23 protein-coding genes and 2 tRNA genes are annotated in these 25,229 nt (G+C 39.6%); 12 read left to right on the forward strand and 13 right to left on the reverse strand.

Features of this window, described 5'->3' with window-relative positions:
* Positions 1–5: 5 nt before the first annotated feature.
* From ftsI to M2R48_RS19625, 6 genes are all read right to left on the reverse strand, one after another.
* Positions 6–1,841 carry a penicillin-binding protein PBP3 gene (gene ftsI / locus M2R48_RS19600; protein ID WP_004816649.1) on the reverse strand — a complete coding sequence of 612 codons (1,836 nt, stop codon included), beginning with the start codon at positions 1,839–1,841 and terminating at the stop codon, positions 6–8.
* 9 nt (positions 1,842–1,850) lie between these two features.
* Positions 1,851–2,183, reverse strand: coding sequence for a cell division protein FtsL (ftsL, locus tag M2R48_RS19605; protein ID WP_004725407.1), 333 nt, complete (start codon positions 2,181–2,183; stop codon positions 1,851–1,853).
* On the reverse strand, positions 2,180–3,106 hold the full coding sequence (rsmH, locus tag M2R48_RS19610; protein WP_262087216.1) for a 16S rRNA (cytosine(1402)-N(4))-methyltransferase RsmH: 927 nt from the start codon (positions 3,104–3,106) through the stop codon (positions 2,180–2,182). Before rsmH ends, ftsL begins: the two co-directional genes overlap by 4 nt.
* Positions 3,107–3,279: 173 nt before the next feature.
* Positions 3,280–3,714, reverse strand: a complete 435-nt coding sequence (locus M2R48_RS19615; RefSeq protein WP_262087217.1) for a GNAT family N-acetyltransferase — start codon at positions 3,712–3,714, stop codon at positions 3,280–3,282.
* Positions 3,715–4,140: 426 nt separating this feature from the next.
* Positions 4,141–5,157, reverse strand: coding sequence for a sulfate ABC transporter substrate-binding protein (locus tag M2R48_RS19620; RefSeq protein ID WP_004816643.1), 1,017 nt, complete (start codon positions 5,155–5,157; stop codon positions 4,141–4,143).
* Positions 5,158–5,402: 245 nt separating this feature from the next.
* Positions 5,403–6,395 (reverse strand): sulfate ABC transporter substrate-binding protein, encoded by a 993-nt coding sequence (locus M2R48_RS19625; protein ID WP_004725400.1) that lies wholly within the window; start codon positions 6,393–6,395, stop codon positions 5,403–5,405.
* Positions 6,396–6,758: 363 nt separating this feature from the next.
* Here M2R48_RS19625 and M2R48_RS19630 point away from each other — a divergent pair, with 363 nt between their 5' ends.
* From M2R48_RS19630 to M2R48_RS19650, 5 genes are all read left to right on the forward strand, one after another.
* Positions 6,759–7,070 carry a hypothetical protein gene (locus M2R48_RS19630; protein ID WP_004725398.1) on the forward strand — a complete coding sequence of 104 codons (312 nt, stop codon included), beginning with the start codon at positions 6,759–6,761 and terminating at the stop codon, positions 7,068–7,070.
* A 138-nt stretch (positions 7,071–7,208) separates the two neighbouring features.
* The gene (gene gltX, locus M2R48_RS19635; protein ID WP_262087219.1) at positions 7,209–8,717 is read left to right on the forward strand and encodes a glutamate--tRNA ligase; all 1,509 of its coding nucleotides are present in this window, start codon (positions 7,209–7,211) and stop codon (positions 8,715–8,717) included.
* 58 nt (positions 8,718–8,775) lie between these two features.
* Positions 8,776–8,851: transfer RNA gene (locus M2R48_RS19640), tRNA-Ala, on the forward strand.
* A gap of 26 nt (positions 8,852–8,877) precedes the next feature.
* Positions 8,878–8,953: transfer RNA gene (locus tag M2R48_RS19645), tRNA-Glu, on the forward strand.
* Positions 8,954–9,105: 152 nt separating this feature from the next.
* Entirely contained in the window at positions 9,106–9,447 is a 342-nt protein-coding gene (locus M2R48_RS19650) for a hypothetical protein (protein WP_004725393.1), read from the forward strand.
* Positions 9,448–9,487: 40 nt separating this feature from the next.
* On the opposite strand, the gene M2R48_RS19655 is transcribed toward M2R48_RS19650, so the two are convergent.
* Positions 9,488–10,456: a cation diffusion facilitator family transporter gene (locus M2R48_RS19655; RefSeq protein ID WP_224964378.1), complete on the reverse strand. Its 969-nt coding sequence runs from the start codon at positions 10,454–10,456 to the stop codon at positions 9,488–9,490.
* 152 nt (positions 10,457–10,608) lie between these two features.
* Here M2R48_RS19655 and M2R48_RS19660 point away from each other — a divergent pair, with 152 nt between their 5' ends.
* Entirely contained in the window at positions 10,609–11,409 is an 801-nt protein-coding gene (locus M2R48_RS19660) for a DUF4198 domain-containing protein (protein WP_262087221.1), read from the forward strand.
* Positions 11,410–11,481: 72 nt separating this feature from the next.
* On the opposite strand, the gene M2R48_RS19665 is transcribed toward M2R48_RS19660, so the two are convergent.
* Genes M2R48_RS19665 through M2R48_RS19680 form a run of 4 tightly spaced genes read right to left on the reverse strand, consistent with a single transcriptional unit; the run spans position 11,482 to position 17,868 of the window.
* The gene (locus tag M2R48_RS19665; protein ID WP_262087222.1) at positions 11,482–14,673 is read right to left on the reverse strand and encodes an efflux RND transporter permease subunit; all 3,192 of its coding nucleotides are present in this window, start codon (positions 14,671–14,673) and stop codon (positions 11,482–11,484) included.
* The gene (locus tag M2R48_RS19670; RefSeq protein ID WP_056517517.1) at positions 14,663–15,967 is read right to left on the reverse strand and encodes an efflux RND transporter periplasmic adaptor subunit; all 1,305 of its coding nucleotides are present in this window, start codon (positions 15,965–15,967) and stop codon (positions 14,663–14,665) included. Before M2R48_RS19670 ends, M2R48_RS19665 begins: the two co-directional genes overlap by 11 nt.
* 1 nt (position 15,968) lies before the next feature.
* On the reverse strand, positions 15,969–17,333 hold the full coding sequence (locus M2R48_RS19675) for a TolC family protein (protein ID WP_154129425.1): 1,365 nt from the start codon (positions 17,331–17,333) through the stop codon (positions 15,969–15,971).
* 58 nt (positions 17,334–17,391) lie between these two features.
* Entirely contained in the window at positions 17,392–17,868 is a 477-nt protein-coding gene (locus M2R48_RS19680; RefSeq protein WP_056517521.1) for a hypothetical protein, read from the reverse strand.
* Positions 17,869–18,135: 267 nt separating this feature from the next.
* Here M2R48_RS19680 and M2R48_RS19685 point away from each other — a divergent pair, with 267 nt between their 5' ends.
* From M2R48_RS19685 to M2R48_RS19700, 4 genes are all read left to right on the forward strand, one after another.
* Complete coding sequence (locus M2R48_RS19685; RefSeq protein WP_004816626.1) at positions 18,136–18,489, forward strand: SEL1-like repeat protein; 354 nt, start codon at positions 18,136–18,138, stop codon at positions 18,487–18,489.
* Positions 18,490–18,847: 358 nt separating this feature from the next.
* Positions 18,848–19,735 (forward strand): SDR family NAD(P)-dependent oxidoreductase, encoded by an 888-nt coding sequence (locus M2R48_RS19690; RefSeq protein WP_034616823.1) that lies wholly within the window; start codon positions 18,848–18,850, stop codon positions 19,733–19,735.
* A gap of 212 nt (positions 19,736–19,947) precedes the next feature.
* Positions 19,948–20,874: a DUF2167 domain-containing protein gene (locus M2R48_RS19695; protein WP_056517644.1), complete on the forward strand. Its 927-nt coding sequence runs from the start codon at positions 19,948–19,950 to the stop codon at positions 20,872–20,874.
* Complete coding sequence (locus tag M2R48_RS19700; RefSeq protein WP_056517524.1) at positions 20,874–21,617, forward strand: hypothetical protein; 744 nt, start codon at positions 20,874–20,876, stop codon at positions 21,615–21,617. The genes M2R48_RS19695 and M2R48_RS19700 overlap by 1 nt, the downstream gene beginning before the upstream one ends.
* A 30-nt stretch (positions 21,618–21,647) precedes the next feature.
* Here the strand turns inward: M2R48_RS19700 and M2R48_RS19705 are convergent, their stop codons facing one another.
* A complete protein-coding gene (locus M2R48_RS19705) occupies positions 21,648–22,565 on the reverse strand; it encodes a LysR family transcriptional regulator (protein ID WP_262087223.1) in 918 nt (305 codons plus the stop codon).
* A 105-nt stretch (positions 22,566–22,670) separates the two neighbouring features.
* On the opposite strand from M2R48_RS19705, the gene M2R48_RS19710 reads away from it, so the two are divergent.
* Entirely contained in the window at positions 22,671–23,426 is a 756-nt protein-coding gene (locus M2R48_RS19710; protein ID WP_209827822.1) for an SDR family oxidoreductase, read from the forward strand.
* Between the two features lie 38 nt (positions 23,427–23,464).
* Here the strand turns inward: M2R48_RS19710 and M2R48_RS19715 are convergent, their stop codons facing one another.
* On the reverse strand, positions 23,465–24,556 hold the full coding sequence (locus tag M2R48_RS19715; RefSeq protein WP_262087225.1) for an SDR family oxidoreductase: 1,092 nt from the start codon (positions 24,554–24,556) through the stop codon (positions 23,465–23,467).
* A gap of 99 nt (positions 24,557–24,655) precedes the next feature.
* On the opposite strand from M2R48_RS19715, the gene M2R48_RS19720 reads away from it, so the two are divergent.
* On the forward strand, positions 24,656–25,033 hold the full coding sequence (locus tag M2R48_RS19720; RefSeq protein ID WP_004725368.1) for a MerR family transcriptional regulator: 378 nt from the start codon (positions 24,656–24,658) through the stop codon (positions 25,031–25,033).
* Positions 25,034–25,229 lie beyond the last annotated feature (196 nt).

A 25,229-nucleotide genomic window follows, 5' to 3' on the forward strand; every position in this document is an offset into this window, starting at 1 on the left:
TTTACCTATGGCTTGGCCTTAGCCGTTTCAAGAGGTTTATCTAGAGGCACATTCATTAAACGTAAAGATTCTTGCATAATTCGAGCAAACACTGGAGCTGCAACCAAACCACCATAGTATTGTCCACGCGGATTTTCGACTACAACAATAACGGCCAAACGAGGATCACTAATCGGTGCCACACCGGCAAATAAAGCACGGTATTCAGTATTCGAATAACCTCTATGGTCAGGGCGCAACTTGTGTGCTGTACCTGTTTTACCACCCACGCGATAACCGGGAATATTGGCTTGTTTTGCAGTACCACCAGGCATCGTAACTTGCTCTAACATCAACAAAACTTCATCAGCAATTTTAGGCGCTAAAACCTGTTTGCCTTTGGGCTGATCATTTAATTTATAGAGACTTAAAGGATATTCCACACCATGATTGGCCAACATTGCATAGCCTTGCGCCAATTGTAAAATCGTAGCATTTAAACCATAGCCATAAGCCATTGTACCAATTTGCGAAGAATTTAACTTTTCAGGTGGAAGCACTAAACCTCCACTCTCACCTGGGAATTTAACCGCCGAACGCTGACCAAATCCGACCTTTCTAAAGAAGCTTGGTAAGGTTTCTTTTGGTAAAGACAAGGCAATTTTTGCCGAACCGACGTTCGATGATTTAATAATCACACCAGTAACGGTCAACGAACCATAGTTATGCGTATCACGAATGGTATGGGAACCTAAACGCATCGAACCTGGGCTGGTACTAATCACCGAGTTTGGGGTATATTTGCCACTTTCCAAACCCGCTGCAATGGTAAAAGGTTTCATGGTTGAACCAGGTTCAAACATGTCAATTGCACCACGGTTACGCATGGCATCTTTATTACTTAAGCCATTTTTATCGTTAGGATTATAAGAAGGCCAACTCGCCATAGCCAGAATTTCGCCCGTTTTTACATCCACAGCAATTGCGGAAGCAGAACGTGCATTATTGGCAACACCCACCGCAGTCAACTCACGATACATAATATATTGCAAACGTGAGTCGATACTTAAGGTGATGTTCTCCCCTGCTTTCACTTCTTTCACGACTTCAGGGGTGGTAATACGGTTACCATGTTTATCTCGAGAAATCTTTTGTTCACCATCTTCACCAGCCAGACGGGAGTTTAACTGCATCTCTAAACCTTCAATCCCCGTCCCTTCACTATTGGTGAGACCAATAATTTGCGCATTGGGCTGCGGCTGAGGATAATAACGTTTATAGGTTTTCTCGGCATAAACGCCAGCAAATTTATGTTGGGTAATAAAATCTGCTTGTGGTGGCGGAACTTCTTTTTTAAGTACCAAATAACGAGAACGTGGACGTTCATTTAAACGTTTTTTTAAGTCTGCACGATCAAGACCGACCGCATCTGCCAATTCATCTAAATTTAAATTTTCATCAGGCAATTGGCGTTTGAGTTTACGACTGTTGGGTGTCTTCTGTAATTCAGCCGTGATGGTATCAAACTGTTTTTTAGTCTCAAAATATTCACGTGGATCAATCACCACTTTCATGATTGGAGAACTGATTGCCAAAGGCACGCCATGACGATCACTAATCACACCACGCATGGCTTTTAATGTTTCAGAACGTAGAATGTTGGCATTGGCTTTATTTTGTAAAAAGTCTTTATTAATCACTTGCACATAAAATGCACGTCCGACCAAGCCGACAAAACATAAAAGCACCACGCCCCACATTAAATAGAAACGCCACATATCTATCGATACAGTACTTTTCTGGGTAATGGATGGCTGCTTTTTACGTGGCTGCCGAGTCGGTTTAGTTTGCTTATCTGCCATACAGATGCCTTACTTCTTCTGCTCTGATTCAGTTGGTAATGAAATGACAACTGTTTGCGCAGCTGGCGGTGAATACATTCTCAATTGTGTTACTGCGCGTGTTCCTATTTGCGCAGTTGCACCAAATGTTTGTTGTTCAATGAGCAAACGTCCCCATTCCGCATTGATATCTTCACGTTCACGCATATAACTATTTAAATCACGAAAATCATGACGATAAGCAAAGACTTGCAACACCACCATAAAGGCACTGATCAACACTGCAACAACCAATACGCCATAAACAATCGCTTTTTTTATTGCCAGCTTATGACTTGATTCTTCTATAATTTCTTGTTTCATTCTGCGCCTTTTTGTTCTAAGCGTTCTGCAACTCGAAGCCAAGCACTACGTGAGCGAGGATTGGCTTTGACTTCTTCCTCACTGGCACGAATTCTGTCTACTTTTTTCAGTCGACGAGTATCTTGTACTTTTTGAGGCAATCCCCAACCATTATCTTCTGGCAACGTTGATTCTTTTTGAATAAATTGTTTAATAATCCGGTCTTCAAGTGAATGGAAACTAATGACGGCTAAACGTGCATTTGATTTTAACAAATCTACGGCTTGAGGTAAAAAGGTATGTACGTCATCGAGTTCTTTATTAATTTCAATACGAATAGCTTGGAATGTCCGTGTCGCAGCATGTTTATTCTTTTCCCACTTTGGATGCGCAAGTTTCACAATTTCCGCTAATTTTCCAGTCGTTTCAATATAACCTGCTTGCTTAATCGCACGTGCAATACGACGACTATAACGTTCCTCACCATATTGAAAAATCACATTGGCCAAATGTTCTTCGTCTACATCCACTAGCCAATCTGCGGCTGTTTGTCCTTGAGAATTATCCATACGCATATCAAGTGGTCCATCTTTCATAAAACTAAAACCACGGTCTGCTTGATCTAGCTGTGGTGATGACACCCCTAAATCTGCCATAATCCCATCAACTTGATAAATATCTAATTGATTTAATTCTTGTTGTAAATCTGCAAAACTGGCATGAATAATTTTAAAACGAGGATCTTCTTTTTCTAACTGATATGCCACTTCTAACGCTTGTGGGTCTTTATCAAAAGCATAAACTTTTGAATGCTCATCTAATTTAGACAACAATAAACGGGTGTGTCCACCACGTCCAAATGTCCCATCCACGTAAATTCCTGTATTGCGATCTGCAAGTAAAGCATCGACAGTTTCATGTAGTAATACAGAAATATGAGACATAATTATGATTTCAGTTTAAGCAAAAAAAGTAACTGCACATTATTACCTTGTTTTGCCAAAGCTCCAAACGACTTTTTGTAGGGAAATATTACTTTTTATAGAGAAAACCGTTTTAAAGTGCTTTTTATAAAAGTTCAGTACAAAAAATAGCGCATCCATCCTGCGATAAAGCGCTATCGTGTCTTGAGCATTTTTACATCACCATTGTCAAAATACGCTGAAACACGCCAACCTTGTCGGAGATAAAATTCAAAAGCACGACTTTTTTGATCGGTTTCCAAGCAAATTTCTTGAAAATATTCAAATAATAAATCTTCTGCTTTTTTCAAAAGCGCAGTTCCGACACCTTTGGCTTCAAAATCAGGGTGGACAAACATGGCAAATACGCTGCCGTCAGTTAAATCTGCGATCGAAAAACCACACACTTGATGCTGCAGCTCTGCAAGCCAGACAGTCGAAGTATTTTGAATTAAATCCAATATGACCAACTCAGTGATACCCAGTTCAGTCAGTTGTTGTTTTGACAAATGGTTTTCTTTGACTGACGTTCGTATATCAAAAATAACCTCAATATCATCTTCAGTCGCGAGTCTTAGCGTAATATCCATAGTTTAAATTGATTACTCACTTTGATATTAGGGTCTGCTGACATTTCATAAATGGCTTGCGTTGTAGGCTAAAATTGAGCAGGCAAGGCAGGAAACGAAGAGAATAGCGAGACGTATTTTCGAGTTTCATAACGCAGACTGAGATAATTTTAGCCACAACCCTGAGCAAGAACAAAGCACTGCTTTGTTTGCAGCGCAAGGCGCAGCAGGGGACTAGAGTGTTTTTTGCTGCTACATGTTACCTTGCGAAACGATGTTTCTCATTATTTAGAATGACTAAATTTCATATTTCATGCCTTGTATCATCTAAAAAACACTCTTAGTCGCAAACAGAGACGAATTGTCAACAGACCTAGTCTAACTGATTCATAACAGAATGAAAAAACCTCCTAAAAGGGAGGTTGATTCAATCAAAATAGTGGATGTTTAGCGTTTGCTATTATAAATCTGATCAAAAACACCGCCATTGGCAAAGTGAGTTTGCTGTGCTTTTGCCCAACCACCAAAGACTTCATCGATGGTAAATGTTTTCAGTTCAGGGAATTGGTTGGAATATTTAGCTAAGATTTTTGCATTGCGCGGACGATAGAAATGACGTGCTGCCATATCTTGACCTATTGGAGAATACAAATAGTTAATATAACCCGTTGCTAACCATTTATTGCCATTCTTCTCTACTGTTTTATCAACAATTGCCACTGACGGTTCAGTCAAAATTGACATCGATGGATAGACAATATCAAATTTATTGCCAGATGCTTTCTTACTCACCATGGCTTCATTTTCCCACGTCAGTAAAACATCACCAATCCCACGTTCAGCAAATGTGGTCATCGATGCACGTGCAGCTGGATCCATAACTTTTACGTTATGGTACATCTTAGAAACAAACTCACGTGCTTTAGCATCATTACCACCTGGTTGTTTAAGTGCATAGCCCCAAGCTGAAAGATAGATCCAGCGCGGTAAACCGCCTGTTTTAGGGTTAGGGGTAATGATTTGTACACCAGGTTTGGTCAAATCTGTCCAATCCTTGATGCCTTTGGGATTACCTTTACGTACTAAAAACACAACGGTAGACGTATACGGTGCTGAGTTATTTGGAAATTCTTTTTCCCAACCTGGATTAATTTGACCTGATTTCACAATTTCATTGATATCATTGGCCAAAGCCAAGGTCACTACATCACCTTTTAAGCCATCAACCACAGCACGCGCTTGTTTTCCTGAACCACCATGTGATTGTTTAAAATCAACAGTCTTACCTGTACGAGATTTCCAGTAAGCACCAAATGATTTATTAAACTCATCATAAAACTCACGTGTTGCATCATAAGACACATTTAAAAATTCACGGTCAGCAGCATAGCTTGCTGTCGTTGCAACAGTTAATCCCGTCGCAATAACCACAGCACTCATCAGTGCTTTAAAATTAGTTTTCATATTATGAGTGCTAACATCGCTAAAATTATTCTAAATATATGAAATAAGCGAATAAACTTCAATCAAAAAGCGAAATACCAGCAAACTCAGCACAGATTAAAAATCAATCTATTGTTTTAATTGATGAAAGCGCTCAACATCGCTGTGGTTTATATTTTGTCTGTTTTATTTATTTTCATCACAAAAGTATAAGGCTAAAAAAAGCCCCCTTTGATCAAAGAGGACTTGTTTGTATTTGATTCAAATTACTTTTCAGCGGTAAATTGATCGTAAATTCCCCCATTGGCAAAATGGGTTTTTTGCGCTTTTGCCCAGCCGCCAAAAACTTGATCTATGGTAAAGAGTTTAATTTTTGGAAATTTTGCCGCATATTTACCCGCAGCTTTGGCGTTACGCGGACGGAAATTATATTTTGCTGCCAAGTCCTGCCCTACTGGTGAATAAAGATAATTTAAATAGCCTTTTGCTAAATTACGATTACCATCTTTATCAACCACTTTATCGACGATTGCGACTGAAGGCTCAGCTAGGATTGAAATGGATGGATAAATAATTTGATATTTATCTTTATCTGGACCAGACGTCGCCAAAATTGCTTCATTTTCCCAAGACAACAAAACATCGCCAATACCACGATCCGCAAATGTTGTGAGCGAGCCACGTGCGCCTGAATCTAACACTTTGACATTTTTATATATTTGTTTGACCAATTCACGCGCTTTTGCATCATTGCCACCCGGTTGTTTTAATGCATAACCCCACGCTGATAAATAAATCCAGCGCGGCGCACCACCTGTTTTAGGGTTTGGTGTAATAATTTCAACCCCAGGTTTTACCAGATCATTCCAATCTTTAATTGCTTTGGGATTGCCCTTACGCACTAAAAAAACAACGGTAGATGTGTAGGGTGCAGAATTATTTGGAAATTCTTTTTGCCAACCTTTTTCAATCAGACCCGCATTGACAATTTCATCAATATCATTGGCCAAAGCCAGTGTGACCACATCTGCTTGCAAACCATCTACCACTGAACGTGCTTGCTTACCAGAACCGCCATGGGACTGCTTAAATTCAATATCTTGGCCTGTTTTTGATTTCCAAAATTGACCAAAACTCTTGTTATATTCTTGATAAAATTCACGGGTAGGATCGTAAGATACATTTAAAAATTCTTTCGCTGCATAAGCATTCCCCGTGACGATTAAACTGATCGCACTTAAAAGCAGTAGTTTTTTCATTTCTTTCTCGGTTTTTAATGATTTAGAAGCACTATATTTTTATTATTTTAATTTAACAATCAATTACTTATAAATCTTTAAACTATCTTATTCATAATTTAAGATATCTAAAAATGTGTATTACTCATGTAAATTATTTGGTATATTTTTTACACAATTTAACCTAAACTCGAATTCTTCACGATTCATCCACATTTATATGTTATCAATTAAAATATTACATTTCGTTTCAATGATTGTTTTTTAAACATTTTTTGTGTAGTATTATTAAAAAATGTGACGTAGTTATGCTTTTTGTAAGTTGTTTTGCTACAATAACCATGTTCAAGAACAAAAATTTGACCATCAAGGGGAGCCGATGGAATGAATGATTCTTATTTAAAGATCTTGGGCTTAAGTCTAGGACTCGCAGTGATGGCACAGACAGGCCATACTGCTGCAATTAAAGATACGACCAAACCAATACAATCGTTAATTGTTGTGGTAGACAAACAATCACCGATTGAAAAAGCGCTCAATCAACAAAAGCGTGGCGAGAATAAACTGATCTCAGATAAAGATCAGCTTAAAGTTTTAACGTCGATTAAAACCACAGCCTCACAAAACTTTTTAGCTGAACAACATCAGAAATTTTCTTGTTTTGTACAAGCTTTATTCCAACCACATACTTTGTAAAAATTTGATTTATAAAAATAAATTCTACGCTCCTCAAAAGAATTTAGAAGCCCAATCGTTTATTGGTGAATTAACCCTTAAGCAGTTGGGCTTTTTCGTTATAATAGTTTCAATTTACATTCTGAATAATATTTAGTTATGAAAGTCCGTACTCGTATTGCACCCTCTCCAACTGGTTTTCCGCATGTAGGCACTGCCTATATCGCCTTGTTTAATTTATGCTTTGCACAACAACATGGTGGCGAATTTATTCTTCGTATTGAAGATACCGACCAACTCCGTTCAACCCCTGAATCTGAAAAAATGATTTTAGATTCGCTGCGTTGGTTAGGTTTAAATTGGTCAGAAGGGCCTGATATCGGCGGACCTCATGCTCCTTATCGCCAATCTGAGCGAATGGGAATCTATAAACAATATGCTCTAGAACTTGTTGAAAAAGGTCATGCCTTTTACTGTTTCGCAACAGCGGAAGAGCTTGATCAAATGCGTGCTGAACAACAAGCCCGTGGTGAAACCCCTGGTTATGACGGTCGTGGCTTAAAGCTTTCCCCAGAAGAGGTACAACAGCGTTTGGCTGCGGGTGAAGCTCATGTGATCCGTATGAAAGTCCCTGAAGAAGGTGTTTGCCAATTCAATGACTTACTTCGTGGTGAAGTGGAGATCCCTTGGGCGCAAGTCGACATGCAAATCCTACTCAAAACAGATGGTTTGCCAACTTATCATTTAGCCAATGTGGTCGATGACCATTTAATGGAAATCACCCATGTGATTCGTGGTGAAGAGTGGATTCCATCTGCACCAAAACACCAGTTGCTCTACCAATATTTTGGTTGGGACATGCCAACATTGTGCCATATGCCATTGTTGCGTAACCCAGACAAGTCAAAATTGTCTAAACGTAAAAACCCAACCTCAATCAACTACTACAAAGACATCGGTGTGCTGCCTGAAGCCTTACTGAACTATTTAGGCCGTATGGGTTGGTCAATGCCAGATGAAAGAGAAAAATTCTCTTTGGCTGAAATGATTGAACACTTTGATATCCAGCGTGTGTCTTTGGGTGGTCCAATTTTTGATGTTGAAAAACTAAACTGGCTCAATGGACAATGGATTAAAGCACTCAGCCCTGCTGAACTGTTAACTACACTTTTGGCTTGGAAATCTGATCGCCAAACCCTAGAGGATATTGCTGCGGCCATTCAACCACGTATTAACTTACTGTCTGAAGCGGTAAATTGGGCTGGTTTTTACTTCAACCAATTCCCAACATTGACCAAAGAGCAATTTGACAGCAAAAAGTTGACTGAAGAGCAAGTTCGTCAAAGCTTGCAATTTGCAATTTGGCGTTTAGAAAGCTTGTTTACTTGGAACAACGATACTGTAAGCCAAACCTTGATGGATTTGGCGAATCAAATGGAAATCAAACTCCGTGATTTCATGCCAGCATTCTTTATTGCAATTGCTGGTTCAACATCATCGACCCCTGTGATGCAATCGATGGTCACCATTGGCCCTGATTTAACCTTTGCCCGTTTACGTCATGCACTTGAAATTGTGGGTGACCCGAGCAAAAAAGAAGCAAAAGTTTGGGAAAAACTGAACGAAAGCATCAAATTGCCGAAAAATGATGCAGTTGATGAAGCTTAATTAAATTTTCTGTTGACGTGTGAGTGCAATATCCCTAATATTGCGCTCACACAGACTGGGGGTTATAGCTCAGTTGGTAGAGCGCTACAATGGCATTGTAGAGGTCAGGAGTTCGATCCTCCTTGACTCCACCAAAAGTTTTACCTGTGTTGCCTCACTTGTCCCTATCGTCTAGAGGCCTAGGACATCGCCCTTTCACGGCGGTAACCGGGGTTCGAATCCCCGTAGGGACGCCATATTCAAGATGGCGACATCTTTGTAAAAAACCCAAGCATAATGACTTGGGTTTTTTATTGCCTAAATTTTGCTTTTAAGCTGCTATTCAGTCTTTTTTGCATTCTAAAATAGAACGATTAGAATATGCTTAGATTATAAATGTGGAGCCACCATGCAATACCAATGTCCAAAGTGCCAAAGTCGAAAAATCTTGCCTGTTACCCATGGGAATACGCCTGCTGTACGTCCTGTTGTTCCAAAAAGCTTGGTATTTTTGATTCCGTTACTGTTTATTTTGTTGTTACTGGTCGTCATTAGTATTGTGATGTGGATTTTCAGCAACGGTGCAGGTCAAACATTGCAAATTGCAACAGTCGTGGTCTTCATTGCAGCTGTGATTGCAGGGGTAATGTTTTGGCGTGATCTGCCTGATTTTAAAATCTCAATGCAATCATTTATGCAAGCCAATAAAAGCTGGAAGTGCCGTGACTGCAATCATGAGTGGCAAATCTAATCCTTCAGCTTTGCCTCATGTTCAAATCAAACCATTCACCTTAATGTGAATGGTTTTTTGCTTCATCTGTATGTGTGTCATCATCAGCATTACTGTGATCATGCCCATCTGATTCATGCGAATGCACCATACACTCATTGTCTTCAATTTGTAGCGTCATCTCAGTAATCCCATGTTGATGGCTGAGCATTTCCATAACCTGTTGATACAGTTGATTCCGATCCGCTTCTGGTGCAAATAAATGTACTGTCAGATGCACATTTTTAGATGTAATGGCCCAAACCTTAAGTTGATGAATACTTTCTACACCTTTAACCGATAAAAGATCATTACGTAATTTTTCAATATCAATTTCCTCAGGCACACCTTCCAGTAAGATATTGATACTTTGTTTTAGCAGAACCCATGTTCTTGGTAAGACCCAAAAGCCGATGAGTACAGCAATAATCGTATCCACCCACATCCAGCCGGTGAAATAAATAATTGCACCCCCGATGATCACCCCCACAGAACCCAGTGCATCACTTAACACTTCCAGATAAGCACCTTTTATATTGAGGCTTTCCTTTGAACTGGAGAATAAAATCTTCATTGAAATAAGGTTAATCACCAACCCAATAACTGCCACAATCATCATACCGACACTCTGAATTTCAGGGGGTTGGCTAAAGCGCTGATACGCCTCATAGAGAATATAAATTGCAACCACAAACAGCATCATGGCATTAAATAGCGCTGCTAAAATTTCAAAACGCTGATAGCCAAAGGTCCGTTTATCATCTGCGGGTAATTTACCAATTTTGATAGCAATCAATGCAATTGCTAATGCTGCTGCATCAGTAAACATATGTGCGGCATCGGACAATAAGGCCAAGCTTTGCGTCATGAAACCCGCAATCACTTCAACAATTAGAAAGGTACTGGTTAATGCCAATGCAAAGGTTAGTTTTTTTACATTTCCTTCTGTGACGACAGCATGACTATGATCATGCCCTTGTTGCTCACTCATGTTCATACCTCTGATTTTGTTTTATCAAAATAATGAATATTTTTTCTATTTATTATTGATAATAATTATTATTATCAATAATAAGGTTTCTTCTATATAATGGCGACTATATTTTCCACAGTTCAAATACCCCTGTTAATGGAATATCGACAATGAAAAAATACCTCTACCTTTCTGTACTTCTTTGCTCTTATAGTTATGCACATGAACCCTATGTTGCACCTCTGGGCTATAACACCACAAATACACGAATCCCAGTGATTGCATCCTATGCTGAAGAAGCACTGAATGCAGAACATGCCATGAAACAAACCGCGCTCAACGTGATTCAACCAGATCAGAGCAAGTTACAAGTTGAAGCTGCAAGCACTTTAAAATCGGCTACAGTGTTTGACTTAGCCTTACCACAAGCAGGCACCTATCACCTGTTCAGTAAAGCATCTTTCCCACTCAAATATGTCCAACATAATAAAGAATGGAAAATGCTTTTTGATGTTCCTGCTGAAAAAGCAGGTAAGATCGCTGAACGTGAATATGTGATTCCAGCTGACTTTAAGAAACCGCCTGTACCGATCACCATTAACCGAGAATGGTCAATCCAAAGCTACATTTCTAAAGAAAAAACGTCACCTATTCAAAACAACACTGATGCTGTAATACAAGTCGAATTTAAAACGCATCCCAACAGCATTACTGCGCAGCAACCTATACAAATCTTGATTAAAAAATCAGGACAAGCACTCAAAAACGCTGAACTGCTCATCCGTGCTCAAGGGCAAACAGATAAACAAGCACAAAAAGTTTCGGTTGCTCAAGATGGTTCAGCGACAGTCACTTTTCCTTATTCAGGGCAATATTTGCTTGAAGTCAGTGAAGCATTTAACAAAACCACTCAACCTGTAAATCAAAATTACACCATCATTAGTTTAGGTGTATTGCCTGTTAGCCAATAATAAACTGTCTATACAGTTTCAATGCCTCACCCTTCTTGGCTAAGAACGGTGAGGTTATTTTTAAATTAACGATCAACCATCCGTTTGTGCTTTAACTTTACGTTCATTCATCCAGCGATAAATCACCGGTAAAATCACCAAAGTCAGTAAGGTGGATGACATGATGCCGCCAATCACCACGGTTGCCAGTGGACGCTGAACTTCCGCACCTGTCCCTGTAGCCAACGCCATCGGCACAAAACCTAACGATGCCACACAAGCCGTCATCAATACGGGCCTTAAACGTAAAATTGCACCTTGCCATGTGGCCTGATAAACATCCAGTTGTTGACGTAATTCCTTAATAAAGGTCAACATCACCAAACCATTTAATACTGCCACACCTGAGAGCGCGATAAAGCCCACACCTGCAGACATCGACAATGGTATACCTCGAAGCCACAGTGCAATCAAACCACCACACAGTGCAAATGGCACACCAGTAAATACCAGCAAACTTTCCTTAAAGTTATGGAAAACGGCCATCAACAGCACAAAAATAGTTATCAACGCCAGTGGAACGACCAGCTGCATACGTGCCTTCGCAGAGGTTAGGTTTTCGAACTGTCCGCCATAACTCAACCAATAACCCGCAGGCATTTCCTGCTTCGCCAAAGTCGATTGTAATTCTGTGACAAATGAGCCCAAATCGCGCCCTTCGACATTGGCGGTCACAACGACACGACGTTTACCATTTTCACGACTGACCTGATTAATACCAAGGATATTTTCAACTTTAGCCACATCCTGAAGTTGGATTAGACCTCCGTTTGGCGTTTGAATAGGTAAAACAGCCAAGTGCTCAGGTGTACGTTGAGCATCATCCAGACGAATCACAAAGTCGAAACGGCGGTCACCTTGTAGGATTTGCCCAACATTCTGCCCACCGACGCTGGTTGCCACCAAGTCTTGAATCGCTCTCACCGACAAACCATATTGCGCTGCCGCGGCTTTGTTCACTTCAACATTTAAAAGTGGTAGGCCGGAAGTCTGTTCCACATTGACGGCAGTTGCGCCAGTAATCCCTTTGATTTGTTGTGCAATCTTAGTGGCTTGCTGATTCAACACCTCCATATCATCGCCAAAAATCTTGATCCCCACATCACTTCGCACACCAGAAATTAATTCGTTGAAACGCAGCTCAATCGGTTGAGAAAACTCACTATTATTTCCGGGTAATGTACCAAGAAATGCAATCATACGTTGACGTAGCTCATCAATTGTTTGCTTTGGATTCTTCCATTCATCACGTGGCTTTAACAACACCACAGCATCGGAAATATTAGGCGGCATGACATCTGTTGCCACTTCTGCCGTCCCTGTGCGGGCAAATATGGCTTTGATTTCAGGAAACTCTTTGAGCAATAACTTTTCAGTATTCTCCTGCATACGTAAAGACTGCTCTAGGCCAGTACTTGGTGAACGCATTTGTTGTACTGCAAAATCGCCCTCACTCAAGGTGGGTGCAAATTCACTACCAATTTGAGTGGCAAGCACGCCCGTTAAAAACAGAATACTCACCGCAAGAGTGACGACTAACATTCTAAAGTTATAGGCTAAATTGAGTAGTTTTTCATATTTTTGCTTTAACCACAGCATCCAGCGACTTTCTGTTTCTTTAACTTCACTATTAACAAATAAAGCCACTGCAGCAGGGACAAAAGTAACCGAAAGAATGATTGCGCCCACCAATGCCAATACCACCGTCATAGCCATTGGGTGAAAGAGTTTTGCTTCAACACCAGACAGGGCAAAAATAGGTAAGTACACCACCAGAATAATTAATTGACCAAAGATTAAAGGGCGACGTGCCTGTTTAGCCGCAAGAAAAACTTCTTTAAAACGTTCTGCTCGTGAGAGTAATCTGCCTTTTGCATGCTGTGCCTCTGCCAGTCGCCGAATACAGTTTTCAACAATAACGACCGCACCATCCACAATAATCCCGAAATCCAGTGCGCCTAAGCTCATCAGATTGGCACTAATTTTCTGCTCAGCCATACCCGCCAAAGTAAACAGCATCGATAACGGAATCACACACGCAGTAATTAACGCTGCACGGAAATTACCAAGAAATAGGAACAAAATAACAATGACCAGAATGGCCCCTTCTACAAGATTCTTCTGTACCGTACTAATCGCACGCTCGACCAAAGCTGTCCGGTCATATACGGTTTGAATCACAATACCTTTCGGTAAAGACTGCTGAACTTCCTTGATTTTGGCATCCACTGATTTCGCCACAGTACGGCTATTTTCACCCATCATCATCATGGCGATACCGAGTACAGTTTCCTCGCCATTGTAAGTTGCACCACCTGTACGTAAATCATGTCCAATCGAAACAGTCGCTACATCTGCAACTCGGATCGGAAAACCATTTTTATTGCCGATACTTACATTTTGAATATCTTCAATATTGTTCAAGGTTCCTGGGACACGTACTGTCAATTGCTGCCCATTGGTTTCAATAAAACCAGCACCACGGTTTTCATTGTTTCCAGTTAAAGCGTTTTGTAGATCACTGACAGGGATTTGTAATTGTTGCAAACGATTTAAATCAGGCGTGACCACATAGGTTTTATTGAAGCCGCCAATCGAGTTGACCTCTGCAACACCAGGAACACGTTGTAACTGCGGTCGTACAATCCAGTCCTGAATTTCACGTAAATCCATCGCTGTATAGGGCGTACCATCAGGTTTTTTCGCATTCGGCTCAGCCTTGATCACCCACTGATAAATCTCACCCAGCCCTGTCGATACAGGGGACATTGTCGGTGCAATATCATCTGGTAGTTCGGTTTGGGCTTCTTGTAAGCGTTGATTAATCTGTTGTCGTGCCCAATAAATATCCGTCCCATCTTTAAAAATAATGGTCACTTGCGATAAACCATAACGGGAAATTGAACGGGTCAACTCTAGCTTTGGTAAACCCGCCATCGCAGTTTCGATGGGATAGGTAATCCTTTGTTCAACTTCTAATGCGGTAAAACCAGCTGCTTGGGTATTCACTTGCACTTGGGTATTGGTAATATCAGGTACAGCATCAATCGGTAGTTTTTGATAACCGTAAATCCCTACGCCAATCCATGCCACAATAAACAGCATGACCCAAATGGCATTTTTAATCGAAAATTGAATCAGTCGATCAAATAAACCTTCAGGTTGAGGTAATGCTGAATCCGCATCGAGATCTAACTTAGAATCAGAAGAATCATTAATGCCCATGGCTCGCCTCTCCTTTTTCCAATTCAGATTTCAGCAAAAAGCTACCCTGGCCTGCATATTGCTGACCTTGAGTCAGACCAGACTTCACTTCAACCCACTGACCATCACCGGATACCTGACCCAGTACAACAGGCTGTGCAGTAAACTCGATTTTCTTATCATGTTCACTGGAAACAAAAACAACGTCTTTTCCTTCAACTTTCTGTATAGCACTTTTCAGTACACGCAATGCTTGAGCAGTGCCTTGCTGTTGTAGCTGAACATTGACCATCAAATTCGGGCGCAATTCAGCCGCATTCGACAACACTTTGGCACGCACTTGTAAACGCCCTGTCTGCACATCAGCTTCACTATTTAAACTTTGAATCTGCGCTTTAAAGGTATTCCCCGTTTGCAGCGACTTAAATTCAAGCTGTTGATTGGGTGCAATCGCTGAAAACTCAGAACTTGGTACAATAAATTCAAGCCATAACTGATCCAGTTGATCGATGATAAATAACTGGCTGGCAAGCTGTACATTTTCACCCATGACCAAGTCTTTTTTACTGATAATGCCTGCAATTGGTGCTGTGAGAACATAGCGACCATTACTGCTCGATGAGGCACCAAAAGCAGATAAACGAGATCTGGTGGCTTGTACCTGAATCTGTGCTTGCTTATAGGCATTGTAAGCCCGTTGATAATCCTGCTTGGCAGAAATACCTTGTGACCATAACTGACGCTCTCGTTCATAGTCCTGACGTGCCAGCTCTAAGCTTGTTTGTGCGACCTGTAAATTCGCCTGCTGATCAACCAAATCAGGCACCACCAAGGTCGCCAATGCCTGCCCCTTTTGCACACGCTGGCCTAACTCAACATTGACTGCAACCACCTGCCCACTAAATGCAGGTGATACATGTGCTTGACGGTCGGTATTGACCATAACCTTTGCAGGATAAGAAGCTGATTTGGTAACAGTACCCATCTCTACTTTAGCTAGTTTAATCCCTTGTTCAGTGATCTGCTGAGCAGTCAAACTAATGGCTTCAGCATTCTCTTTCTCGCCACCCTCTTCTTCACTGTGCTTCGCTTCTTCGGAACCATCTTTGGTGGTTCCTTTAGCATTTTCATCATGTGAATGTCCTTCTTCAGCATGTTCTGCTTCTTTTTCACCGCCTTCTTTGCTCGTGCCTTTTTTGGTTGAAAAGAACAACCCCATGGCAATAAGAGCAGTCATTACAATAGTAATGATGATCAGTAGGCGTTGAGAAATTTTGCCTTTCTGAAGTTTAAAAGATTTAAATTGATTCAGCATATTAATTTCCCCCGCCCACGATTGGTAAAGCTTGTGTTTCCTGCCATAAACTCTGATTGATCTGAGCTAAAGCGTCTTTTGCCATGATTTGACTTGGTTCAATACCGAGACTCAGACTTTCCGCTTCAATGGCACGTTGCCAGCCATCTTTCAATAATTGCACTTTTCTCAAACGCACTTCTTGCAACTGTAACGTTGCGAGTTGCACATCGTTAACGGCAAATTTACCGACAGTAAACCCCTGCAAAGTTTTACGTTGAACCTGAGCTGCAAGCGGAATCTGAGACTCATCGACTGCTTTAAACTGTACTTCCAGTCCTTGCAATTCAGTCAACAATGTTCCCACCTGCAAAGCATTTTGGCGGAGATAAAATTCCTGTTGTCTACTGAGTAAATCCTGCTTTGCTTGCGCAATTTGCACACCATATTGCTGGCGGTTGAAAATATTCAATGGGATAGAGACCCCCACAACTAAAGCATTGTCAGTCGAGGTTTCAGGTGATCGAGTACGATTCACGCCTAAATTCACAGTCGGATTAGGCCGTGCCGAAGCTTTTAATTGCGCCACTGTCGCTTTTGCTTGCAACACCTGTAACTGACGTGATTTTTCAAAAAGATTGTCCGCGAGATATTCTTGTACCTGTTGGTGTGTCGAAGACGGCCATAAAGATTGAGGATTTAAACCAATACGAATGGATTTATCAGCGTCCCCCCAAAGATTGGATAATTGCTGCTTGGCAACTTGCACCTGCAAATCGGCTTGACGATATAAGCGAGCATTTTCTGCATGACTCAGTCTGGCACGATCTACATCAACCTGAGCGACACTCCCCGCTTGATAGCGCTTCTGAATTGCATTCAGATTTTCTTCACTGACGTTGAGTTGCTCTTGAACCACGTTGCGTTCTAATTCAAAAATGGCAAGCTGTGACCATTGGTATTTCACAGCCAATTCGAGTTGTGCCTGATAAATTCGCTGATTTAAGTCACTTTGGTCTTTTGAAAGTTGTGCCAACCGCTGTGCTGACCTACGTTCACCAAAAATATCCAAACGTTGAGAAACACCAATTGAAAGCTCTTGATCTTGATTGGAACCAAAACCCGTTTGCGATACGGATAACTCTGGATTTGTCCACAGTTTTGCTTGTTTGATGTTCGCAGTTGCAATTTGTTGCTGTGTTTGCCAGACGTTCTGCGTTTGCTGATATTGCTCAGTTTTTGCAATTGCCTGTTGTAAGGTTAATGCTTGAGATGGGTTGTCTGCCCAACTAAGAGATGACATCACACTCAACATCAGTGCACCGAGCAAAGACGGCCTAAAACCAAATACAGGCTTTTGTACTAAATTACGTATTTCTTTTGACATAAAAATGCCCCACTAAATTAAACCATTAGCGGTGGGCAATCTTTTTGGCTACCCCACCTTATAGCGGGGATGAGAGAGGCGGAGGATTGGGCAAATATAGATCAGGTGACTGGTACAAATTATTCCAGCCAATAAAGCGGGATTCAGGGTAGCCTATAAACTTAGGCTGCGCTGTTTGTTGCTGATCATCAACCACAATAAAATGCGCAAAGGAAGGCAAATGGTCACGATGATCATCATTTATATGATTCAGGAAATCATTGGAGCGCACATCATGTTGATGTGCTGATAATTGTTTTGATGCGGACTGATCAGAAATCGGTTTATCTATCCCATACACATCCAATAGCTGCGGATGCTGCTGCTGATCCTGAGTACAATCAGGCGCATTATGGTGTCCAAAATGCTGACTAATTAGACTTTGTGATGGAAGTGTAGTGCTTTCATGATCACAAAAAGCTGCCGCTACATTCCAAAGACTTTGGAACATAAACAAACTAAGCAAGACTGTGATGAAAACACTTGAGCGTTTCACAGATTCTATCCGAAATCAAAAAACAACCTAAATATAGCAAATTTTCTCAATGTAATAAAATTACAGTGCGTGATTTAATACTTTAAATAAAAATTGTTGGTTTGTTAAATAATGTATTTTTTAACAAATGTGTAAAAATCGCAATTGACAAATTACATTTAACTATTTGCAAAGTGTAAAAAATCAGCTAGATTAATTATATCTAATCATTTTTTTGTGATTAGCAGTCTCTTTTACTTTGTTAATGGATTAGCAAGGAGGTTGTATATGTTGGTACATATTTTTAACCGTTTTTTAGGAGATTCAACATCTCGTCGAGCATTTGAACAGAATGCTTCCGAAGCTGCTCTCGAAAAAGCGCAAGCACATCATTTTGAAGATCAAAATCTAAGTTTAGATGAAATCGCAAATCGTAATGCTATGTGGTGCTATTTAAGAGCTGCTTTGCGTGGAGATCAAGAAGCTCAGTATAAAATGGGACTCAGCTACTTAAATGGACAACTTGGGTTAGACCGAAGTTATAGTCATGCAGAAAAGTGGCTTGAACAAGCTGCACATCAAGGTCATACCCACGCCAAAGAACAATTAAAAAAAGCATATGATGAGCTTGCTTTTTCATAAATCATGATAAAAATATTACATATACCCATCTATAAACAGAGTTGAAATCAACTCTGTTTACTTAAAAATATATTCAAATTTTCAAGTGAATTTATTTGGTTATGTTTTATACAATAAGATTGATTTTTTGCTTTTAATACTCATTTTTATATGGTAAAAATCACGAAATAAGTAAAAATATAATAGAGTATTTACTCTAAAAATATTTTATAAATTCAGTCACTTAATACTAGTATTTTTATTTTTTTTGTATATTATTGCCTTCCAACAAAAGTGATCATCTTTTAAACAAAGACCCAATCACCCGAAACAAAAAAATACAGCATATATTTATGCCAGTAGAATCAGGAAAATAGCTATGAATCAAAAATTAGAGCAACTTTTTCAAAAAAAGGTTCAAGGTAAAATTGCACTAATCACAGGTGCATCTAGTGGTATCGGTTTAACGGTTGCAAAAAAACTCGCAGCAGCAGGCGCGCATGTACTTTTAGTGTCTCGTACTGAAGAAACATTGAAAGAAGTCCAAGCTGAAATTCAGGCTGAAGGTGGACAGGCTGATATTTTCCCTTGTGACCTAAATGATATGGATGCTATTGATGAAGTGTCTAAGCAAATCATTGCCTCTGTTGATCATATTGATATTTTGATCAATAACGCAGGACGCTCGATTCGTCGCGCGGTACATGAATCTGTTGACCGTTTCCATGATTTTGAACGTACGATGCAGCTGAATTACTTTGGCGCAGTTCGTTTAGTTTTGAATATTTTACCGCAAATGATGGTTCGTAAAGACGGTCAAATTATCAATATCAGTTCAATTGGTGTTTTGGCGAATGCAACTCGCTTCTCTGCTTATGTTGCATCAAAAGCAGCATTGGATGCATTTAGCCGTTGTTTATCTGCGGAAGTACATTCACATAAAATTGCAATTACTTCAGTTTATATGCCTTTAGTCCGCACGCCGATGATTGCACCGACTAAAATTTATAAATATGTACCAACACTTTCGCCTGAACAAGCAGCAGATTTAGTGGCTTATGCGATTGTGAAACGTCCGAAGAAAGTTGCGACAAACTTAGGCCGTTTAGCCTCTATTACGTATTCGATTGCACCTGGAATCAATAATAAATTAATGTCGATTGGCTTTAATTTGTTCCCAAGTTCGACTGCATCTGTAGGTGAGCAACAAAAATTAAATCTGGTACAAAGAGCATATGCTCGTTTGTTCCCTGGTGAACATTGGTAATTTAAGCCACTGAACGGATATTTTACTGAGTAGACTATCCGTTCAAATACAAACATTGAAAATCTTGAACAAATAAAATAATATTAGAAAAACTAAGCACTAAGAATAACTTCACGCATTCAATATTAAAGAAAAAATCATTGATTTTAAATTTAACAACACGAAGCTATTCAAATAATCAGAAACATAACCAATTAGAAAATGAGACCACTATGTTAAAAAAACAATTTAACTTAAAGCTTCAACCTGTTACCCATGCCGTTTTACTTTGTCTAAGTTTAAGCACGAGCACACTCATACCTGTTTATAGTTATGCAGAAACAACCTCCACAGAACAAAGCACGGCATCTGATCAAAGTACACAAACGCAGCAAGAAAGCCCGTATTCCAAACTGAATTGGCAAATTGGACCCAAAAAGGAAAATCTTGCTGATGTCGCCACGCTAAACACAATTAAAGGTGATGGTTTTCTTGATATTTCAAATTCAGATAAATTTTTAGAGCTTACAGGTAATCTCACTTCGGGCAGCACTAATGTACTCGTCGCAAAGGATGATTCATGGTGGGCGACATTTGACTTTGAACCGTCAGGTTACGTCAAAGATGATGAGAAAATTGATGCTGATGCATTGTTAAAAGAATTAAAATCTTATGATGAAGCAGCCAATGCTGAACGAGTGCGTTTAGGGCTTGATAAACTTTACACAGACAGTTGGGCTGTCCCTCCAAAATATGATCCTGCATCTAAACATCTTGAATGGGCATTAAAAGTCCGTGGTGAAGATAATATGGAAACCATAAACTATACCGTACGTCTGCTGGGGCGTACGGGTGTGATGAGTGCAACCTTGGTATCTGATCCTGAAAATCTAGATAGAAATATTCAAGCATTTAAAAACTCTATCAAAGGCTTCCAATATAATTCAGGTGAACGTTACACCGAATTCCAAGCAGGCGACAAAGTCGCAGAATATGGTCTTGCTGCTTTAGTGGTAGGTGGTGCTGCCGCCGTTGCGACTAAAAAAGGTTTTTGGGCGGTCATTGCTGCTTTCTTTGCAGCGACTTGGAAGTTTATCCTTGTTGGGGTTGCTGCTTGCATTGGTTTTATCGGGAAGATTTTTAAAAGAAATAAAGAATAATGATCGCATTTGAATATCTTATTATTTTGGGTTTAGTCGGATTTTATCTCTATGATTCGGCTAAACTTTGTTTCTATAATGAGTTTTATCTTCTCAACGGTTTTACCACAAAGTTTAAGTCACAGATGCTGGTCAATCACGTCAGTGTCTTAAAAAAATTTCTGATTATTCCTCAGCCATTTTGCCCACATTATTTATGCTTTAAAGTTCGCTGGCAACTGACCCATCATCAAGACCACCAACAAGTTATTGGCGACGAGATCAAGGCTATTCGAAATCTGCAAAAAATCTTAAAGCCGTTGCAGTTGATGATTTATTTAAATACAGTGTTAACACTGGTTTTATTACCTATTGCGTTGATTTATAAAAGCAGTTATCTATATTTAGCAATTTTAATCCTGAGCATTTATGCGCTTAACCTGATCAATATCACTTGGATTTTTGTTCGACGAAAACAACTATACTTGTCCAACTTAAAATTCAGCTATCTTTTCATCGATGCGCTACTTTGTCCGCCTTTTGCATTAAACCTCCTGCAAAAAATTAGTCTAAATTATGATTTTAAGACAGATGCAATTACCCTCTCCCAACATTTATTACAAGCAGATGATTTTCAAGCCTTGTTGTCTCAAACGATTGCGGATATTGAATTACTCAAAAATAATCATGACTCAGAACAAGTGGTCATTGAACAATTAACACTTAAACAAAACTACCTGACCAATCTATTAAGTCCACCTTGAGTACCGAAGCTATTTACTCAGCAACAATTTTCACGATTTAAACGACAACAGCTCAGTATGATTCGCAAGCTTCTGTTTCAATAAATTCTCTAACCAATCAATAAAGAATTGAAAATATACTGGTCGATACTTTCTTTCTAAAAAAAGAAAATTGATGGGTATTTTTAAGCACGCTTCTTGCTCAAATATTCGGGTTAATCTTTTGGTCTCGATAAACGGGATTGCATCAAAAGCTGGAATCTGGATAATCCCCAACCCCTGCAAGCCCGCATGTAAATAACTTTCGGTATCCTCAACTGAAAGTTGATAAGGAAGTTTGATCTGGGTATCTTTAAAAACCAGACTTCCAAAATCTGAATCCATATTTTTCATTTGATAACCGATCATAATATGCTGATTTAACGGTTCTGTTTCTAAAGCATTCTCCAATGTATTTAAGTATTCTGGAGCAGCCACCGTATATAAATCAACCTCTGTGATAGGCCTCACAATTAGGTTTTCATTCATCACATTTCCAACACGAAGCACACAATCTAGTCGTTGTTCAATTAAATCTGAATAATGATCGTGGCTATAAATTGAGACTTTAATATTGGGGTACTTTGCATAGAATTCATGCAGATCAGGGAGAAGATATTGGGTTGCAATTCTTAATGGTAAGCCAATTTTAACTTGCCCCTTATATTGGCGATTTTTTAATTTAAACTTATTCAGCCCTTCAGCCTGAAAAATCAATTGTTGAACTTCTTTAAGAAACTGAACCCCATCATTGGTTAAGTTAACTTTTCGCGTGGTGCGATTAAACAACAATACTTGATATTCTTTTTCTAAGCCTTGTATTGCATAGGTAATTGTTGAACGTGGTAAATCCAGTGCTTTAGCAACTTGGGCAAATGAATGCTTTTCTGCAACTAAGCAAAAAATTTTTAGCCGTTCAATTTTATCCATTTATTATTCAATTTTTTCAAACAATCTATTCGATTCTAATCACTATTTAGAATAAAAAATAGCTTTTAGAATTTCAGCATCATTTATCAAAACTGGAAAATAACAATGGCACAGCACAATTTAAAAGACAAAACAGTGATTATTACAGGTGGCGCTAAAAACCTAGGTGGTCTGATCGCACGTAAATTTGCAGAACAAGGTGCAAATCTTGTCATTCACTACAACAGCCTAGAAACCCAAAAAGATGCCGAAGAAACACTCAAAGCCGTAGAACAACTTGGCGTTAATGCAACCTTGATACAAGCAGACCTCTCCAATATTCAAAATATCGAAACATTGTTCATCAAAGCCAAAGAAATCTTTGGTGGTGTCGATATCGCGATTAATACCGTAGGGCGAGTACTCAAAAAACCATTGATTGAAACAACTGAACAAGAGTTTGATTCGATGAATGACATTAACAATAAAATTGCCTATTTCTTCATTCAGTCTGCGGGTAAACATCTTAACAATGGTGGAAAAATTTGTTCTATCGTGACCAGTCTTTTAGCAGCCTATACAGGATTGTATTCAACCTATGAAGGCTTAAAAGCACCTGTGGAGCACTATACACGTGCAGCATCGAAAGAGTACGGCGATCGCGGTATTTCCGTCACTGCTGTTGCACCGGGTCCAATGGATACACCTTTTTTCTATGGTCAAGAAGCGCCTGAAGCAGTGGCCTATCATAAATCTGCCTCTGCACTGGGTGGTCTAACCAAGATTGAAGATATTGAACCTTTGGTACGCTTTTTAGTGACAGAGGGTTGGTGGATTACAGGTCAAACTATTTTTGCCAATGGTGGTTATACAACACGTTAATAATAAACTGCCCATTTATTGAAATGGGCAGTTTATTGCTAGATCTGATGATTCCGATCCACCCATTCTGCAGTCAGTGCAATGCTCTGTTTAAGATTGGTTTCTGGTATTTGCCATTTCTGATTTAATGTTAAAAACTGATCTATATTTAATTGCTCAGTTCGGATGAAATTCAACATCTCAGCAGAGAGATCCAGCTTTTGAGCAAGCCACTTCCATTTTAAAATCACTTTTAAAATGCTCAGCGAGACGAAATATTGCGGTGCTTTTAGATTTAATCTGTGAGCCGCATTGTCAATAAGAGCTTGCAAAGAAATCTGAGTAGGATTGGCAATCAATATATCTTGGTGACTTGCAAGTTGATCCTGTGATGCTTTGCATATCGCATTGACCAACATTGTCACGGAAACCAAAGGTAAATAATGCTGAGGGGTTGCAGGAATTGCGGTCATTTTACCCTGTTTAAGCTGAGTAATCAGGTGAGCAATTGGCTGGTTTTCTGCAATTTCACCAGAATTTTCATCCCCTACCACTGTTGCAGGATGAATCACTGTCCAGTCAATTTTCAACTGTTGAGCGCATTTCACCCACGCAAAATGAGCTTCAATTTTAGAAGCCTCATAAGCACCCAGTTTTTGGTACACCTGCCTCCAATTCGTACTCTCGATATTTTCTAAACAGACTCCAGCATGCTGTAAGTGCTGAGTGAGTGTCAACATATAGCCAGAAAGATGAATTGCCCGTTTCAATTGGCAATGTTCGTTCACACATTCAAGTAAATTGATTAAGCCCTTAACATTGACTTCCCTTGCCTGTTGTATTGAAAGGTTCCATGCAAATAATGCACTGGTATTAAATAAATAATTTACCTCAGCAAGCCGTTTCCAATCTTCAACTGAAATACCCAAATCAGGCAAGGTAACATCGCCTTGTAGACAGAATAATTTTTGATGGTTTATTCCTTGTTTTTCCAGCCACATTCTCAAACTCGGCTCTTGCTGATCGAGACGACGGCACAAGGCAAAAACTTGGTCATTGCTTTGAAGTAATCGCGCTACAAGAAATTTACCAATAAACCCTGTTGCACCAACCACCAAGGCAACTTTTTCTACGCTTTGATTATTTTGCATCACTTTATACACCCTTTATATGCTCGCACTTAAGCTAAAGGATGGAGTACACTCCACAGTCAAGTGTTTCTTGCAAATACATAAAATTTGGAGCAAGTGATGTTAATCGGTGAATTATCAGAGCAATTAAATCTCAGTCGGGATACCATTCGTTTTTATGAAAAGCTTGATCTTATCCGCCCATTGACACGAAATAATGGTTATAAGGATTATTCAAAACAAGACTTACAGCAATTACAACTGATTCAAGTCGCTAAAAATCTAGGTTTTACTTTGGCTGAAATTAAACAGATTTTAGACTTGGTCAACGTCAATGAAATTCCAGCAGAACAATTTCATATGATTTTAAAAGACAAGCTCAGTGTCATTGGTGAAAAAATTCTCCAATTACAGAATATTCAAAATCTACTTGAAAATCTTGTGGTTGGGGAAGCATGTCCATTTAAAAAAGATTGTGATCTTTCTGCAATTGTCTAATCCATAAAAGAAACCGCCTTACGGCGGTTTCTTTATTGAGAAATTAGGGTCTGTAGACATTTCATAAATGGCTTGCGTTGTAGGTTAAAATTGAGCAGGCAAGGCATGAAACGAAGAGAATAGCGAGACTATTTTCGAGTTTCATAACGTAGGCTGAGATAATTTTAGCCACAACCCTTCGGGACTAGCGTGTTTT

The sequence above is a fragment of the Acinetobacter sp. I-MWF genome (genome assembly GCF_025433935.1).
In the GTDB taxonomy this organism is placed as follows: Bacteria; Pseudomonadota; Gammaproteobacteria; order Pseudomonadales; family Moraxellaceae; genus Acinetobacter; species Acinetobacter guillouiae.